At 63.4% G+C, this 16585-nt stretch carries 16 protein-coding genes and 2 pseudogenes; 7 read left to right on the top strand and 11 right to left on the bottom strand.

Annotation, left to right across the window (positions count from 1 at the left end):
• Positions 1 to 271: 271 nt before the first annotated feature.
• Positions 272 to 1317, bottom strand: a pseudogene (locus AB5975_09210) (YifB family Mg chelatase-like AAA ATPase).
• Positions 1318 to 1574: 257 nt separating this feature from the next.
• Here AB5975_09210 and AB5975_09205 point away from each other — a divergent pair.
• Positions 1575 to 3569: a DUF4034 domain-containing protein gene (locus AB5975_09205; GenBank protein XDR21973.1), complete on the top strand. Its 1995-nt coding sequence runs from the start codon at positions 1575 to 1577 to the stop codon at positions 3567 to 3569.
• Positions 3570 to 3598: 29 nt separating this feature from the next.
• Here the strand turns inward: AB5975_09205 and AB5975_09200 are convergent, their stop codons facing one another.
• From AB5975_09200 to AB5975_09190, 3 genes are read right to left on the bottom strand one after another with little or no spacing between them, the layout of a single operon-like run.
• Positions 3599 to 4027, bottom strand: a complete 429-nt coding sequence (locus AB5975_09200; GenBank protein ID XDR21972.1) for a molybdopterin-binding protein — start codon at positions 4025 to 4027, stop codon at positions 3599 to 3601.
• A 38-nt stretch (positions 4028 to 4065) separates the two neighbouring features.
• Positions 4066 to 4419, bottom strand: coding sequence for a gamma-glutamylcyclotransferase family protein (locus tag AB5975_09195; protein XDR21971.1), 354 nt, complete (start codon positions 4417 to 4419; stop codon positions 4066 to 4068).
• A complete protein-coding gene (locus tag AB5975_09190; GenBank protein XDR21970.1) occupies positions 4420 to 4680 on the bottom strand; it encodes an accessory factor UbiK family protein in 261 nt (86 codons plus the stop codon). It abuts the gene before it with no gap.
• Between the two features lie 372 nt (positions 4681 to 5052).
• Between AB5975_09190 and glnK the strand changes: the two genes are divergently transcribed.
• The 3 genes from glnK to sutA all read left to right on the top strand — a co-directional run bounded on the left by glnK (position 5053) and on the right by sutA (position 7528).
• Positions 5053 to 5391, top strand: coding sequence for a P-II family nitrogen regulator (glnK, locus tag AB5975_09185; protein XDR21969.1), 339 nt, complete (start codon positions 5053 to 5055; stop codon positions 5389 to 5391).
• Positions 5392 to 5437: 46 nt separating this feature from the next.
• Entirely contained in the window at positions 5438 to 6769 is a 1332-nt protein-coding gene (locus AB5975_09180) for an ammonium transporter (GenBank protein XDR21968.1), read from the top strand.
• Between the two features lie 429 nt (positions 6770 to 7198).
• The gene (gene sutA, locus AB5975_09175) at positions 7199 to 7528 is read left to right on the top strand and encodes a transcriptional regulator SutA (GenBank protein XDR21967.1); all 330 of its coding nucleotides are present in this window, start codon (positions 7199 to 7201) and stop codon (positions 7526 to 7528) included.
• Between the two features lie 84 nt (positions 7529 to 7612).
• Here the strand turns inward: sutA and AB5975_09170 are convergent.
• The 6 genes and pseudogenes from AB5975_09170 to AB5975_09145 all read right to left on the bottom strand — a co-directional run bounded on the left by AB5975_09170 (position 7613) and on the right by AB5975_09145 (position 12233).
• Positions 7613 to 8309: pseudogene (locus AB5975_09170) on the bottom strand (HAD family hydrolase).
• Positions 8306 to 9205 (bottom strand): tyrosine recombinase XerC, encoded by a 900-nt coding sequence (gene xerC / locus AB5975_09165; GenBank protein XDR21966.1) that lies wholly within the window; start codon positions 9203 to 9205, stop codon positions 8306 to 8308. Before xerC ends, AB5975_09170 begins: the two are co-directional and overlap by 4 nt.
• Positions 9205 to 9915: a DUF484 family protein gene (locus AB5975_09160; protein XDR21965.1), complete on the bottom strand. Its 711-nt coding sequence runs from the start codon at positions 9913 to 9915 to the stop codon at positions 9205 to 9207. Before AB5975_09160 ends, xerC begins: the two co-directional genes overlap by 1 nt.
• Positions 9916 to 9928: 13 nt before the next feature.
• The gene (gene dapF / locus AB5975_09155; GenBank protein ID XDR21964.1) at positions 9929 to 10759 is read right to left on the bottom strand and encodes a diaminopimelate epimerase; all 831 of its coding nucleotides are present in this window, start codon (positions 10757 to 10759) and stop codon (positions 9929 to 9931) included.
• Between the two features lie 4 nt (positions 10760 to 10763).
• A complete protein-coding gene (gene lysA / locus AB5975_09150; protein XDR21963.1) occupies positions 10764 to 12011 on the bottom strand; it encodes a diaminopimelate decarboxylase in 1248 nt (415 codons plus the stop codon).
• 9 nt (positions 12012 to 12020) lie between these two features.
• Positions 12021 to 12233, bottom strand: coding sequence for a lipoprotein (locus AB5975_09145; protein XDR21962.1), 213 nt, complete (start codon positions 12231 to 12233; stop codon positions 12021 to 12023).
• 190 nt (positions 12234 to 12423) lie between these two features.
• Between AB5975_09145 and cyaY the strand changes: the two genes are divergently transcribed.
• The 3 genes from cyaY (at position 12424) to rnk (ending at position 13539) form a co-directional block, all read left to right on the top strand.
• A complete protein-coding gene (cyaY, locus tag AB5975_09140; protein ID XDR21961.1) occupies positions 12424 to 12756 on the top strand; it encodes an iron donor protein CyaY in 333 nt (110 codons plus the stop codon).
• A 1-nt stretch (position 12757) separates the two neighbouring features.
• Positions 12758 to 12982 carry a DUF1289 domain-containing protein gene (locus AB5975_09135; GenBank protein ID XDR21960.1) on the top strand — a complete coding sequence of 75 codons (225 nt, stop codon included), beginning with the start codon at positions 12758 to 12760 and terminating at the stop codon, positions 12980 to 12982.
• Between the two features lie 146 nt (positions 12983 to 13128).
• Positions 13129 to 13539: a nucleoside diphosphate kinase regulator gene (gene rnk, locus AB5975_09130; GenBank protein ID XDR21959.1), complete on the top strand. Its 411-nt coding sequence runs from the start codon at positions 13129 to 13131 to the stop codon at positions 13537 to 13539.
• 116 nt (positions 13540 to 13655) lie between these two features.
• Here the strand turns inward: rnk and AB5975_09125 are convergent, their stop codons facing one another.
• Positions 13656 to 16511: a class I adenylate cyclase gene (locus AB5975_09125; protein XDR21958.1), complete on the bottom strand. Its 2856-nt coding sequence runs from the start codon at positions 16509 to 16511 to the stop codon at positions 13656 to 13658.
• Between the last annotated feature and the right edge of the window lie 74 nt (positions 16512 to 16585).

The following is a 16585-nucleotide window of genomic DNA, read 5'->3' as shown; positions in this document are numbered from 1 at the left end:
TAGTTTTCGAGTCGGTACTTTTGCTCGCCTGCTCGAATGCCCAAAGGTTCGCCTCTCTCCACGGGGTCTGGTCAGCCCAAACGATTTGCGGGAGTGACTCGATGATGTTCTTAGCTGACGCTGGTGTTCTGTGCAACTCACCGTCTAGCAGCTTGATTTGGCTGGGGGTGTAGCGAATTTTTTCTAGGGTTGCCATTTAGGTGTGAGGGTCTAAATGTCCATGGGGCGCACAATGTAGACTATGTCTGTCCACGTCGTCCATGTCGACCGTGCAAGGGCACGGGTTCATCGCCGCCACCAGTTGGAAGCGCGCTGGGAAGCGCACCTTGTCGCGGGCCCGGGCAATCACGATTTCGCCCGACTCGAGCGGCTCGCGCAGCACCTCCAGCACGCGCCGCTCGAACTCTGGCAACTCATCCAGAAACAGTACGCCGTGATGGGCCAGGGTTATTTCGCCTGGTTGCGGTCGGCTGCTGCCCCGACCAGCGCCGGGCCGGAGGCGGAGTGATGAGGGTGGCGGAACGGCCGCTGCGGCCAGCTGTTCAGCGGTGCATGCCCGCTGATTGACTGGATTGCCGCCACTTCGAGCGCCTCGTGCTCGTCCAGCGGCGGCAGCAGCCCCGGCAAGCGGCTGGCAAGCAACGTTTTACCGGTGCCGGGAGGCCCGGTGAACAGCAGGTTGTGTGCCCCGGCGGCCGCCAGCAACAGGGCACGCTTGGCCGCCAGCTGCCCCTGCACTTCACTCAGGTCCGGGTAAGGCCGTTGCTGCAGGATCAGGCCGTTGGCAGCATACGGCGGCAGCGGCACCTGGCCATTCAGGTGGGCGACCAGCTCCAACAGGTGCCCCACCGCATACACCACCAGCCCGCCTGCCAGGCTGGCTTCCTCGGCATTCTCCCGTGGTACTACCAGTGCCCGGCCTGCCTCGCGCGCCGCCAGTGCCGCCGGCAGCACACCCTGCACCGGGCGCAGTTTGCCAGACAGCGCCAGTTCGCCCAGGCACTCGACCTCGGTAAGGGCGGCAACCGGCACCTGGCCGTCGGCGGCGAGGATGCCCAAGGCAATGGCCAGGTCGTAACGCCCGCCATCCTTGGGCAGGTCGGCGGGGGCGAGGTTTTGGGTAATGCGACGCTGCGGGTAGTTCAGCCCGGAATTGACGATGGCACTGCGCACCCGGTCCTTGCTTTCCTTGACCGTGGTTTCCGGCAGGCCGACTAGGGTGAGATGGGGCAAGCCATTGGCCAGGTGGGTTTCGACACTGACTGCTGGAGCCTGCACGCCCACTTGGGCGCGGCTGTGGACGAGTGCTAGGGACATGGACACTCCGTTGTCACTGGAAAGGGCCGCTTCCTGCGGCAGGTGCAAAGGATAGCCAGCACTGCCACGGCAGGCGCAACAACTATGCGTCCTGGTATTTCAGGGCAGTGTTTTTCCCTGTGTTTCGATGCCGTCCGGCAAAAATGGATCCAATAGACTTTGCGCAGTCGCCAGGTATGGCTTAGTGTTGTTGGGCAATTGCAGTTGCCATGGGATGGCACCGCGTCTTTTTTCAAATGGACTTGAGGTATTGCGCCGTGCAAACGCTTACCCGCACGCGCCAGGTAATCCGCGAACTGGTACAGGCCAGTGCATTCGTTGAACTCAACCGCTTTTTCGACAGCCTTGAGGCACGGTGGCGCCAAGCCCCGTTCGGCGAGTTCCCGGCCTACCTGGCTGCCATCGAAGGGCACATGCTGGTCGACCTGGAAAACCAGGGTGACAGGGCCCTGAGCCAAGCGCTCAAAGCCTGGATTGACGCCTGCCCCAAGGCGTACCACCCACAAGTGGTCATGGGCATGCATTGCTTCCACCGAGCCTGCCAGGTGCAGGTTGGGGGCCAACGCAACGCTGCCCGCGTGCTGGCCGTCGAGCAAATGTGTGAAACCGCAACCGCGCACCTGTTGCGTGCAATGGACCGGTCTGCACAACCCGTGGCCGCGGCCATTGGCATGCTGCGTATCAGTGCGCAGCTGCGCGAGCCTGGCTGGTTGATCGAACTGTTTCAGGGGCATCCAGCGCGTTACAGGCCCAGTGCCCATGCTGATGTGGAAGTGCAGGAAGCCGCAGCGCCCTTGCTGGTGAAGCATGGGGTATTCCCCCTGGCTGAGCTGCCACAGGCGTTGCCGCCTTGCCTGGGCAGGCGGGTCGATCATGAAAACGAAGACCCCCGCTATTACTGGCTGCGCCATGCACTGGTCGCTCGCCCTGGATGCTTCGAAGCGATTCAGGCCATTGCCGTTTACCTGCAGCCCCGCTGGGGTGGCAGTTTCGATGCGCTTGAGCTTTTGGCCAATGGCCCGTTGTGTTCAACCTGGGACGAAAGCTTGCGCAATGCGCTGCGCTGGATGGCCGTCGAATGCAGGCTGATGCTGCCGCATGCCAACCCGTTGCAGGCCGTCGCCGAATGGCAGCCGGTGTTCGAAAGCTGGTCACAACGCCCGAAAAGGCCCCGAGAAAGCGCGGTCGTGCTGGCCTGGCGGGGGGCGCTGCGCAGCCGTGCAGTGCAAGACCATGCCGGCGCAATGCGCGATTTTGCCGCGAGCTTTGCGTGCAATACCGACCACGGCGCCATCCGTGCCATGGGCGAGCCATTTCGCTGCCTGGTCGAACTGATACTGCGCAAAGGCATGACGGATGAGAAACACCTGTTGCGCAGCGCCATCGAGCGGTTGTGTGAAGGCCGCTCCCATGCGGGCGCCTGTGCATTGCGCGCTGCCGGGCACCGGTTCGGGCTGTGGGGGCTGCCACGCTCGGTCGAGCAGGCAAGGCTTTGGTCGCAGCGGGCGGTGAAACGCCAGTGCGCGGGTCAGGCACCGGGGCTCGAGGTGCTCGAGGTGGCGAAGTTGCTGTGGGCAGCCAACCGGCATGAAGTGGCCTGCTACCTGTATGAACGCTGCGCCGAACTGAACCTGCCTGGGGCCGCCCTGGGCCTGTACGAGCTGCACAATGGCGGCTTGGCCAACACACCGGCGCATTACCTGGATGATGAGGCAGCCGAGTACTGGCTGCAGCGCGCGGTGGAAGCGGGCAGCCGGCAGGCCAAGTACAACCTGGCCTGCCTGCGCATGGATGGCGATGAGGACCTGAGTGAGCGCAGTGCCATGCTGGCCGTCAGGCAGCTGCTGGTCGACGCACTGGGCAATGCGCAGACCAATGCCCGTGCACGTTTGCACCTGGGGATTTTGTTGCGTCAGTTTGGTGAAGCACAGGAGCGAGCCGAGGCAGTTACCTACCTGCTGAGCCTGGTGGAGTACCCGGACCCTTGGATTGCCGGGCGTGCCAGCGCCGAACTGGGGCTGGCGTGGATGCAGGGCCGCGGCACCCGCAAGCAGAGCCGCTTTGCCGCCATCGAATGGGCCAACCGGGCGGCCAGATTACAGCCGGGGGATACGGCCATCGAGGATATCCAGGCCGAGATCCTCAATTCGCGCAACCGGGTGAAGACGTTGTTTACCCAGTGTGGCGCGGCATTGTTCCGCGGCACCTTGCATGCCAGCGAGTTGCCACCGAAACAGGCCTGTATGAATTAGACCGGGGCTGCAAAGCAGCCCCCTCTCATTCAGGGCTTGGCGCCAAGGATGATGTGCGAGGCCTTGATCAGCGCGGTGGCCTTCACGCCTGGCGCCAGCCCCAGCTCCTGCACGGCTTCGCGGGTGACGATGGCATACACCTCGGTGCCACCGGCCAGCTTCAGCACTACCTCGGCGTTCACAGCACCATCGCCAACCCGTACCACTTCACCTTCCAGGGCATTACGGGCCGACAGCTTGTAACCGGCAGCGTCAGTCAGCAGCACCACCCAAGGCGCCTTGACCAGCGCCACGGCGTCTTTACCGACATTGATGTTGAGGTTATGCAGGCTGGCCATGGTGACCACTGCCACCAGTTTTTCACCACCACCGAGGGTCAGCTCGACTTCGGCATTGACCGCACCGGGCTGAACTTGGGTGACTTTGCCTTCGAAAACATTGCGTGCGCTGACTTTCATGGGGAAACGCTCCGTGTAACAACCCGCGCCCGAGGGATTCAGGCGCGCACATAAACCCAGGCAGTCAGGCCCGAGGCGAGGGTGACGGCGACGCGCTTGTAGTCGGCGACTTCATAGCGGTCCGCCGCCGCCAGCTCTTCTTCGCTGATCTGGAAGACCATCCCGGCCACGCTGTCGTCGGCCTGGCTGCTGGGGGAAACGATGGGGTGATGGGGCTTGCCGCTGGCGGCCAGTACGCCCGGGTCGGTGATCTCGACCCAGTCCTGGCGGTAGCCAAGCATACGGTCGGCCTGGCCGCTCAGCTCACGGCCGAAGTTGGCCAGTTGCACGGCTTTGTCCTGCAATGTGCCGTAGGAAAACAGCAGTACCGGGTATGCGCTGGAGGGCTGCATTCACTCACCTTGTGGGTTCAGCCGTGCTTCCAGCTCGGCTACTTGTTTTTCCAGTGCTTCCAGGCGCGCGCGGGTGCGCGCCAGCACGACCATCTGGCTGTCGAATTCGTCGCGGCTGACCAAGTCCAGCTTGCTGAAGGCACCTTGCATCAGCACCTTGAACTGGCTTTCCAGTTCTGCACGGGGCTGGGCGGTATCGTTGCTGAACAGGCGCGAGGCTTGATCGCTCAGGGCATCGAGAAGGGCTTTTGGCGCGAGCATGGGGCGGTCCACTGAAACTGAAAGTGGTCGGCAGTGTAGCACGGGCCATTCAGCCACTCAGGCTCGCTCCCCCTGCACATTTTTCGCGCAGTACGCCCTGCCAGCGCGCACCGATATTGTGCATGTTTTCCATACTGGCGACTGGCCAATCCCGACTGTTTCACATAACCCACTGTTTTCCGGTGCTTTGCCGGAACTGGCAAGGTTTCTGCAAAGACCTGAACGAGCCATGCACTGATGCAGTTCCTTGTGACCGGGCAGTGCGCACGCGGAGCCGGATACCGACGACGCGTTACAAAGCCAAGCGCTGCGCTTAGACTTGAGACGGGTTTGTTTTCCTGGGGCAAGTCCACCAAATCGGGAGAGAGTTTCATGAAGCTAGTCACAGCCATCATCAAGCCGTTCAAGCTGGACGACGTGCGCGAGTCGCTGTCGGAAATCGGCGTGCAGGGCATCACCGTCACCGAAGTCAAAGGCTTCGGTCGGCAGAAGGGCCACACCGAGCTGTATCGCGGTGCTGAATATGTGGTCGATTTCCTGCCCAAGGTGAAGATCGATGTCGCCATCGATGACAAGGACCTTGATCGGGTAATCGAAGCCATCACCAAGGCAGCCAACACCGGCAAGATCGGTGACGGCAAGATTTTCGTGGTGAATCTGGAGCAGGCAATCCGTATCCGTACCGGCGAAACCGATACCGACGCGATCTAAGCAGCAAAAAAGCCTCACCAAACCCAACGCCCCAGGAGAAAACAACATGACTCTGCGTAAGATCGCAGGGCTAGGAGCCCTATTGTCCCTCGTAATGCCCGGGCTTGCCCTGGCAGAGGAAGCTGCCCCAGCGCTGAACTCCGGCGATACCGCCTGGATGCTGACCGCAACGGCGCTGGTGCTGTTCATGACCATTCCGGGCCTGGCCCTGTTCTATGGCGGCATGGTGCGTTCCAAGAACGTGCTGTCGGTGATGATGCAGTGCTTTGCAATCACCGGCCTGATGAGCATTCTCTGGGTCGTTTACGGCTACAGCATGGCCTTCGATACCACCGGTATGGAAAAGGGCGTGCTCAACTTCAACTCCTTCGTTGGCGGTTTCTCCAAAGCCTTTCTCAGCGGCGTGACGCCCGAGAACTTGACCTCGGCCACCGCGCTGTTCCCTGAAGCGGTATTCATCACCTTCCAGATGACATTTGCCATCATCACCCCGGCGCTGATCGTCGGTGCCTTCGCCGAGCGCATGAAGTTCTCCGCGATGCTGGTGTTCATGGGTATCTGGTTCACCCTGGTGTATGCGCCTATCGCGCACATGGTGTGGAGTGGTGACGGCGCACTGATGTGGGACTGGGGCGTGCTGGACTTCGCTGGCGGCACCGTGGTGCACATCAACGCCGGTATCGCAGGCCTGGTCTGCTGCCTGGTGCTGGGCAAGCGCAAAGGCTACCCGACCACGCCGATGGCCCCGCACAACCTGGGCTATACCCTGATGGGCGCGGCCATGCTGTGGATCGGCTGGTTCGGCTTCAACGCAGGCTCCGCCGCTGCGGCCAACGGCACCGCCGGCATGGCCATGCTGGTCACCCAGATCGCCACTGCCGCTGCGGCACTGGGCTGGATGTTCGCCGAGTGGATCGGCCACGGTAAACCCAGTGCCCTGGGCATCGCCTCGGGTGTGGTTGCCGGCCTGGTCGCCATTACCCCGGCTGCAGGCACCGTGGGCCCGATGGGCGCTCTGGTGATTGGCCTGGCGTCGGGTGTGATCTGCTACTTCTGCGCCACCACCCTCAAGCGCAAGCTGGGCTATGACGACTCGCTGGACGCTTTCGGCGTGCACGGAATCGGCGGCATCATCGGTGCCATCCTCACCGGCGTGTTCGCAGCCCCTGCACTGGGCGGCTTCGGTACCGTCACCGACATCGGCATGCAGGTCTGGATCCAGGCCAAGGGCGTGATCTTCACCGTGGTGTACACCGCCATCGTCACCTACGTGATCCTCAAGGTGCTGGATGTGGTGATGGGCCTGCGGGTCAACGAAGAAGAAGAGTCGGTCGGCCTCGACCTGGCTCAGCACAACGAACGCGGCTACAACCTGTAACTGCGACGCGGTAAAAATTTGCCCGGCTTGCCGGGCATTTTTTTGTCAGATTTTCAGCATTTCGCGCTCGGCAAACGGTTTATTCGACACGTTCGCGACGTAGGTAAAAAACTTACAAGTCGTAGGGCGTTTATGGAGCTTTGCTTTTTCCACGGGCGCGCTAGAATGCGCGCCGAAGGGTGTTTGACGTGTAGTCCACACACTTCGCCAGCCTTTGCTAGGCTTGCCAATAGCGTGTGGCCAGCAGGGGTTAATGGATTTGTCAGGTCCTGCCAGGAGCAGGGCCTGCTGGGTGCCGCCTCCCATCAGGAGTGCCGACCCAAGGGCAGTGGCCTAACCCACGGCCAGTTGAATTTTCACTGGTGGCTGCCGGTCTACGGCTGCACTGGTCTATAACTAACCTGCTTTTCGCAAGTCATGAGGTAGAACATGAGCGACGACGATCTGGAAAATGATGACCTCGAAGTAGGCGACGAAGACGAGGCTGATGAAGGCCTCGAAGCGGCGGCTGACGACGGCGCCGAAGATGCTGGCGATGACGACAGCAGCCCGGCACCCGCTGCCAAGGGCAAATCCAAGGCGGCGGTCTCGGTAGACGAGATGCCGAGCATGGAAGCCAAGCAGAAAGAGCGTGATGCCCTGGCCAAGGCGATGGAAGAGTTCCTTTCGCGCGGTGGCAAGGTGCAGGAAGTCGAGGCCAACGTGGTCGCCGACCCGCCCAAGAAGCCGGACAACAAGTACGGCAGCCGCCCTATCTGAGTGGCTGATCGCAAAAAAGCCCGCCGTCGCTGCGGGCTTTTTTGTGCCTGTTGTTCAGAACAGGTTGCTGTGCAGGCCGGGCCTTCAACGCCAGCGCGAAAGGATGTCGGGTAGCTGCGACAGGCGCTGGATCTCGGCATCCGGTGCCTGTTCGCCCGCCCATGCCTTACCCTGTGGGTTGAACCATACCGCACGCAGACCGGCGCGCTGGGCGCCAGCGATGTCATCACCGGGGTGATCGCCAATGTGCACCGCCGCGCTGGCTTCCGATTCTCCACGGCGTAGGGCTTCCAGAAACGGCGCCGGGTCCGGCTTGCCGATACCGAGGTCCTCAGCGCACAGGGCAAAGCGGAAGTAGTCCGCCAGCCCCAGCCGGCTCACATCGGCGTTGCCGTTGGTGACCACGCCCAGGGTGTAGTGGTGGCGCAGAATCTCCAGCACCGGTTGCACTTCGGGGAAGATCTCCACCTGATGGCGGGCATGCAGGAATACTTCGAAACCTGTCGTTGGCCAGTTCCTGCGCATGTTTCTCGCTGTAGCCGACCTCTTCCAAGGCATGGAACAGCACGCGCCGGCGCAGGGCGCTGATGCGGTGCTTGAGGCCGGGCTCGGCTTGTACCAGGCGCTCGCGGATGGCGAACAGGTGCTCCACCGGCACGCCGCCAAGGATCGGGGCGTTGGCTTCGAGCCAGTCGCGCAGCACGACTTCGGCAGTGGCAATCACTGGCGCGGTGTCCCACAGGGTATCGTCCAGGTCGAAGGTGATCAGCTTGATGCTCATGAGTCATTGCCCTTGCTGCGTTTGGCCCGAGGGTGGGCGCTGTCATACACCGCGGCCAGGTGCTGGAAGTCCAGGTGGGTGTAGATCTGCGTGGTGCTGATGTCGGCATGGCCGAGCAGCTCTTGCACCGCACGCAGGTCCTGGGACGATTCCAGCACATGGCTGGCGAAGGAATGGCGAAGCATGTGCGGGTGCAGGTGCTGGCCCAGCTCGCGCTCACCGGCGGCCTTTACCCGCAGCCGGACGGCCTGGGGGCTGATGCGGTTGCCCTGGCGGGTAATGAACACCGCGCGGTCGCGCGGGTTGCCAATGCCGCGCAGGCGGTACCACGCCTGCAGCGCCTCGCGCGCCTTGCGGCCAACAGGCAGTACGCGGGCCTTGCCGCCCTTGCCCAGTACCTGTACCAGGCCGGCGGCGAGGTCGAGGTGATCGAGGTCGAGGTTGGTCAGCTCGGACAGGCGCAGGCCCGACGAATAGAACAGCTCAAGGATCGCCTGGTCACGTCGGGCGATGAAGTCGTCGTCGACGCCGCCATCGAGCAATTGCAGAGCGCGGTCGGTGTCCAGCACCTTGGGCAAGCGGCGCTCACCCTTGGGCGCGCTCAGGCCGGTGGCTGGGTCGTGCTGGCACAGGCCTTCGCGGTTGAGGTAGCGGTACAGGCCGCGCACGGCCGACAGTAGCCGCGCCAGGCTGCGCGAAGACTGGCCATGGTGGTGCAGGCGGGCGATCAGCTGGCGCAGTTGCTGGATCTGCAGCGCCTGCCAGTCGGCAATCCCGTGTTCCTTGCAGTAGGCGATGACCTTGTCCAGGTCACGGCGGTAGCCCAGCAAGGTGTGCTCCGATACCTGGCGCTCGTTGCGCAGGTGTGCGCAATAAGCCTCCAGCTGGCGTTCCATCAGCGTACCGAGCGCAGGGTCTGGGTAACGCGTGGCACAACGCGGCCGAGTACTTCGGCGATGTAGCCGAGGAACAGGGTGCCGACGCTGCTCTTGTAGTGTTGCGGGTCGCGGCTGCCGATGGCCAGCACCCCATGCAGCCCCTGGTACTCAAGGGTGGCCACGGCACTGGAGCCTACTTCCCGGCGCTGTTCCTCGCCGAACAGGAAGGCCAGCTCGTGCTCGCGCAGGTTGCCGCTGACCGTCTTGCCGCCGCCCAGCAGGGCGCCGATGGCCTGCTGGGCCTCGGCGTTGCTGACCCAGCGCCCGACCGGCGCGACGTTGTCGCCGAACAGGATCAAGCTGACGAAGGGCACCTGGAACTCCTGGCGCAGGCTGTCTTCGACCGCCATGACCACGTCTTCCAGGCTGCCGGCATCCAGCAGGTCAAGGATCAGCCGGCGGGTCTTGTCGAACAGCCGGTCGTTGTCGCGGGCCACGTCCATCAGTTGCGACAGACGATGGCGCATTTCGATGTTGCGGTCACGCAGCAGCTTGAGCTGGCGCTCCACCAGCGACACGCTGTCACCACGCTGGTGCGGGATGTGCTGTTCGATCAGCAGCTCGTCGTGCTCGGCGAAGAAGGTGGGGTGGGCGCGCAGGTAGGCGACCACCGCTTCGGCATCGAGTTCGGTGGACTGCTTGGGTACAACCTTGGGCTGATCGGTCATGGCGGTTACTCGCTTAGAGACGAACCTGTCCTTCGTAGACGCGTACGGCCGGGCCGGTCATCAGTACGGGCTTGCCGGGGCCGGCCCATTCGATGTGCAGGCGCCCGCCGGGCAGGTCGAGGGACACCGGAGAGTCCATCCAGCCCTGACTGATGGCTGCCACGGCTGCGGCGCAGGCGCCGGTGCCGCAGGCCTGGGTTTCGCCCGCGCCGCGTTCCCACACGCGCAGGTTGGCGCGGTGGCGGTCGATGACCTGGATGAAGCCGGCATTCACCCGCTGCGGGAAGCGTGGGTGGTTTTCGATCTTCGGGCCCAGCTCATGCACGGGGGCAGTACGCACGTCGTCGACACGCAGCACGGCGTGCGGGTTACCCATGGACACGGCGGCAATCGAATGCAGCTGGCCGTCAACTTCCAGTGGGTAGCTCAGCGCCTGTGCGTCGGCGACGAAGGGGATTTCGGCAGGGATGAAGCGCGGCGGGCCCATGTCGACACTCACCTGGCCGTCGTTCTGCACGTCCAGCACGATGATGCCGCTCTTGGTTTCCACACGAATGCGCTTTTTCGCAGTCAGGCGCTTGTCCAGCACGAAGCGGGCGAAACAACGAGCACCGTTGCCACATTGCTCGACCTCGGAGCCGTCGGCATTGAAGATGCGGTAGCGGAAGTCCACTTCCGGGTTGTTCGGCGCCTCGACGATCAGCAATTGGTCGAAGCCGATGCCGGTATGGCGATCACCCCATTGCTTGGCGTGCTTGGGCTGGATGTGCGCGTGCTGGCTGACCAGGTCGAGGACCATGAAGTCGTTGCCCAGCCCATGCATCTTGGTAAAACGCAGCAGCATGGGCTTACTCCGGCAGCAGGCTTTCGCCAGCGTACAGTTCGGCGATGGTCTCGCGGCGGCGTACTTCGAACGCCTGGTCGCCGTCGACCAGGATTTCAGCGCAACGGCCACGGGTGTTGTAGTTGGAACTCATGACAAAACCATAGGCGCCCGCAGACGCTACGGCCAGCAAGTCACCTTCGGCCAGGTTCAGCACGCGGTCCTTGCCAAGGAAGTCGCCGGTCTCGCAGATAGGGCCGACCAGATCGTAGGCACGGCCTTCGCCCGCACGAGGCTTGACCGCGCTGACACCCATCCAGGCTTGATACAGGGCCGGCCGAATCAGGTCGTTCATCGCCGCATCGATGATGGCGAAGTCCTTGTGTTCGGTGTGCTTGAGGTATTCCACACGGGTCAGCAGCACGCCAGCGTTGGCCACGATGTAGCGGCCCGGCTCGAACACCAGGGCCAGGTCGCGCTCGCCCACGCGCTCGCGGATGGCTTTGATGTAGTCGGCCACCAGCGGCGGCTGTTCGTCGCGGTAGCGAACGCCAACACCGCCGCCCAAGTCCAGGTGGCGCAGGTGGATACCGCATTCGGCCAGGCGGTCGACCAGTACCAGCAGGCGGTCGAGTGCGTCGAGGAACGGCTCCACGGTGGTCAGCTGCGAGCCAATGTGGCAGTCGACACCGACCACTTCCAGGTTCGGCAGCTGTGCGGCACGCACGTAGATGGCCTCGGCGTCGGCGATGGCGATGCCGAACTTGTTTTCTTTGAGGCCTGTGGAGATGTAGGGGTGGGTACCGGCATCGACGTCCGGGTTGACGCGCAGCGACACCGGGGCAACCTTGCCCATTTCAGCGGCCACTACTTGCAGGCGCTCCAGTTCGTCGGTGGATTCGACGTTGAAGCAGTGCACGCCAACTTCCAGGGCGCGGCGCATGTCTTCACGGGTTTTACCGACGCCGGAGAAGACCACGCGGTCTGCGCGCCCGCCAGCGGCCAGCACGCGCTCCAGCTCACCGCCGGAGACAATGTCGAAACCTGCGCCCAGGCGCGCCAGTACATTCAGTACGCCCAGGTTGGAGTTGGCCTTTACCGCGAAGCACACCAAGTGTTCAGTGCCTTGCAGGGCATCGGCGTAGCTACGGTACTGGGCCTCGATGTGGGCGCGCGAATACACGTAGGTGGGGGTGCCGTAGCGCTCGGCGATGGCCGACAGGGCCACGCCTTCCGCGAACAGCTCACCGTCGCGGTAGTTGAAAGCGTTCATCTGGTTTCCTTACTGCGCTGGCGACTGCTCGGGCTCGGGCTGCAGTTCGGGCTGCTGCTCTTGTACCGGGGCCGGCTTGGCTTTGGGCTGGTGCTGGTGCGCCTTGTGCGCTTTGCCGTTATCGCCGTCTTCAGGCAGATACAACGGGCCTTTCTGGCCGCAGGCAGAAACGAGGCAGGCAACAGCGACCAGCGCCGCGAAGGAGGAAATCAGGCGCTTCATGGGTGAAATCCTTAGAAAAATGCAGTATTGCGCCCGAGTATACCGAGCGACCGGCGGCTTGCCTATGCAAGGACCGGTCCGCCGGGCGGGCTATTCTTACCCCCTTCAGTGGCTAATCTTTGCATTCGGCGGCAAGCGCCCGTATCTTGCCCGGCTTGCCTGTAACGCAGCCAATTTCGAGGTTCCTGCAATGAGTTTGAGTGAAGCGCGTTTCCATGATCTGGTCGACGCGACCCAACAGGCCCTGGAAGACCTGTTCGACGAGAGCGGCATGGACCTGGACATGGAGAACTCCGCCGGCGTCCTTACCGTCAAGTTCGAGGGCGGCGCCCAACTGATCTTCAGCCGCCAGGAGCCGCTGCGCCAGCTGTGGCTGGCCGACCGTTCCGGTGGTTTCCACTTCGACTACGACGAAGAGAGCAAGAAGTGGGTGTGCGAAAAGAGCGAAGAACTGCTGGGCGAAATGCTCGAGCGCATCGTCTGGGAGCGGGCCGGCGAGAAGCTGGACTTCGACGAGATCTGACATGAGCAGCGCCCAGGCTCGGCCGCCCAAGCCGCTTTACAGCAACGTCAGCCCCGCCGTGCCATCGCCGTGCATTAGCGTATGCCGGTTGGACGAACAGCGGGTGTGCACAGGTTGCCACCGGCATGTCGAGCACATCCGCGAATGGCGCTCGGCTGACGACGAACGGCGTCGGCAGATCTGCCGCGAGGCCCAGGCCTTGCGCGATCAGGCTAAGGCACACTGAGCGCAGGGGCTTGAGTATTTACCCGGCTGTGGTAGTGTCGGGTTCTGCGTCGGTGACGCCAAAGCCTTCTCAAACCCCGCCCTTGGGCGGGGTTTTGCTTTATTTGCACATTGAAAACTGCCTGTTCAAAGGAGTCTGACTGGATCATGAGCACCAAGCCTTCCCTCATCCTCACCCGATTGGACGTACAACGTCTGGAGCGTCTGATCGACAGCCTCGACGAGAGTACGCCGGGTGTGCTCGCCTTGCAGGACGAGCTGGACCGCGCCGGGCAGGTGGTCGGTCACGAGGAAGTGCCAGCGGGCGTGGTGACCATGAACTCGCGCGTGCACTGCCGTGAGGAAGCCAGCGGCAAGGATTACCACCTGACGTTGGTTTACCCGAAGGATGCCGGGCCGGAGGGCAAGGTTTCGATCCTGGCGCCCATTGGCTGCGCCTTGCTGGGGTTGTCGGTGGGCGAGCAGATCGACTGGCCGGCACCGGGTGGCAAGACCCTCAAGCTGAAGCTGCTGGAAGTGGAATACCAACCGGAAGCGGCGGGCGATTTCGACCTGTAAGGGCCAAGGGGGCCGCTTTGCGGCCCATCGCGACACAAGGCCGCTTCTACAAGGAATCGCATTCCCCTGTAGGAGCGGCCTTGTGTCGCGATGGGGTGCAAAGCACCCCCGGCAATTCAGGCGCCTTCCGCCAAAACCTGCTCCAGCCCCTCATTCAAAGCCTGCTCCAGCACCCGCTTGTAGCTCAGGTACACCTGCGTCGCCCCCAGCCGGTCATCCAGCAACTCGGATAAATCCAGGTCGGTGATATAGCACTGGTACTGCCCTGCGCCGTGGCGCTGGCCAATGATCTGCCGGGCCACCACCGCATACAGCTGCTCGCCATGCTCCAGCTCGGAAAACTCCTGTTGGTCGCAATACAGCGTTACATGCGCCGCGCCCGCGACCCCGGCCTGGATGATCGCCTGCACCTCATAGTAAGGCTGGTCGCTGCCCTCGATCGGGGCCAGGCGCGGCTCGATGCTGCGTGCCTTGCCTGCGCCAGAGGGCAGAAGCTGCGCATAGTGGATATCCAGCGAGGCCGGCCGCAGGCCGTCGAGCGGCAGGCGGGCATCGCGACGCATCACCACCGAGCGCAGAAAGCGTTGCAGCGGCAGCAGCAAGTGCGTTTCGTCATGCAATGGCAGGCGTTGTTGCCACAGCGCGTTGTACTCATCCAACACATACAGCTCGGCCCAGCCGTCCTGCAGGCGATAGAACACCTGGATACAGGCCGGCCTGCCGTGCTCCAGTACCAGGCGCAGGTCGTGGTCTTGCAGGGCGTTGGCGTCCAGGTACAGCGGGCTGTAGGCGCCGCGCTCTTCGCCCAGGTAGGCTAGCAGCGCCTCATGCTCGTCCAGGGTGGTCAGGCTGACATGCTGGGGTAGCAGCTCCAGTACATGGGTGTGCTGGGCTACCTGCAGCAGGTAGCGATGGTGCAGCCCCTGGTCCAGCAGCAGTTGCACGGTGTCGAAAATCTCCTCTACACGCTGGCCGATGGCCTGGGCGCGGCTCTGGCAGAAGCAGCGCACCCGCACCCGCGGCCGGTGGCCGTGCAGTACCGGGCTGTTGAGGAAATCGCGCAGGCAGCGCACCAGTGCGTGCTCGCCGTCATAGCGCTGGACCAGCACCTCGTTCCAGCTGTTGATGGTGACCTGGTCCAGGGTCAGCACCAGGTTTTCGCGCACGCCGGCGTAGCTCAGCGAGTCGGTGCGCTCGGTGGTCATCAGAATGTTCAGGTCGCGGTGATGGCGCAGCGGGTCGATGGCGACATTGACCAGCAACAGCACCTCGTCGGCAACGCTGGGCTGCAGCAGGCGCACTTCACTGACGGTCGGCAAGGGCAGGGGAATGCTCTGCTGCAGGCAGCCCAGCAGGTTGAACAGCTCGTACTCGCCAAGGTCGCTACTGCCTGGGTGCAGCGCCAGGCGGGTGCTGCTGTCGATCACGCCGTTGCGATGGGCCCAGGCGAGCAGCTCGAGCAGCTCGCGGCAGCGCTTGATCGGGCTGAAGTGCTCCACCTCGTGGGTGCTCAAGTTGCCGCTGTAAAGCTCCCAGTGGTGGTTGCCCGGCTCCTTGCGGTTGGGTGCCTGGACCAAGGTCAAGGTGCCTTCGGCGAGGTCTGGGGCGATACCGGGGTTGATCACTTCGACCTTGCCGGCGCGGCGCTCGAACGCCGCATACAGGCGCCGGCCCAGTACATTGAGGTCGCGCTGGTCGGCGCGGCTGCTGGCGTTCTGGGTGAGCGCGAACTGGCTGAGGAAGCGGTAACTGTGGTTCAGCTCGGCCACCAGTTCGCGGCGCTCGACAGCAACCTGTTGCACTTTCCATTGACGGCGGCTGTCCAGCAAGGCCAGCTGTTGCTGGCTCCAGCCCCACTCGTCGGTCAGGCGCTGCAGCAGCCGGCGTTGCCAGCCCATGCTGCGACCCTGGTCGCTGAGCTTCTTGTTCACCTTGAGGTACAGGCTGCGGCGTACCAGCTCCAGGCGCGCGTGTTCGCCACGTTGCAGCAGGTAGCGTTCGATGCGCCGGTAAACCATCACGTAGGGGTCGAGCTCGTCGAGGTCTAGCTGGTTGGCGAACACGGCCTGCTTGTAGTCCAGGCTCAGGCAGCGCACGGCAGGGTGTTCGCTGGCGTAGGCTTCGGTCAGCAGCAGTTTGAGCAGCGATTTGTAGGGCGAGTCGATACCTTTGAACAGCTGCCACAGGCCGGCGCCGACGAACTCGCCGGGCGGAATGTGCGCCAGGTTGCCGAGGTCGAGGGCGTCATGGCTGCGGATGAACCGCTTGGACAGCAGGGTCTGGGTATAACTGTGGTAGTTGTGTTCCTGATACACCGGCACCAGCCACCATAGCGGTGTGCGCCCGGCCAGCCACAGGGTGGTGCGGTAGAACTCGTCCAGCAGCAAGTAGTGCTGGGTGGTGCCACAGTCGTCGGAGCCGAGCTGGCCATCGCGCTCGCCATGGGCGAAGCCCTGCGTGTCGATCAGGAAAAAGTGTGCTTCGGCTCCCAGGCTTGCCGCCCAGGCCTCCAGTTGCTGGCACTTGCGGCGCAGTTCATCCAACTGGTGTTCGGGCAAGCCGGGTGCGTGGCACACCCACAGGTCCATGTCGCTGTGCTCGGCCTGGGCCAGCGAGCCCAGGCTGCCCATCAGGAACAGGCCGTGAATCGGGCGTGGCGGGTTGCCATGCGCGGCCTTGTAGGTGAACGAGCGCGCCAGGCGCTGGGCCTCCGCCACCAGCTCGACACCTGGCGCATAGCCCGATACGCCGGCAGGCGTACTGCCCGAGACGTAGCCTGGCAACAGCGGGTGGTTTACGTGAAACAGCAGCGGTAGCAGCGTCAGTACCTGTTGCTGACGTGTCGACAGGCCTTCCATTGCCCGCTGCAGCCGCCCTTGGTTTAACTGCAGGAAGCGCGCACGCAATGTCGCCAGGACCTTGCGGTCGATGCCTTCGTCCAGGTCAGGGCGGATTTCGTGAGGGTGGTTCATTGCGCGCTCGGGCAGGCCAGTGAAGCTGTGGCGAGTTTAGCCTGAGTGGCGGGGTCGGATAAGCAGTAATTGTA

The organism is Pseudomonas putida (genome assembly GCA_041071465.1).
Taxonomy (GTDB): domain Bacteria; phylum Pseudomonadota; class Gammaproteobacteria; order Pseudomonadales; family Pseudomonadaceae; genus Aquipseudomonas; species Aquipseudomonas putida_P.
Note: the sequence above shows the minus strand (reverse complement) of the source record. Positions and strands in the feature narration are given on the sequence as shown.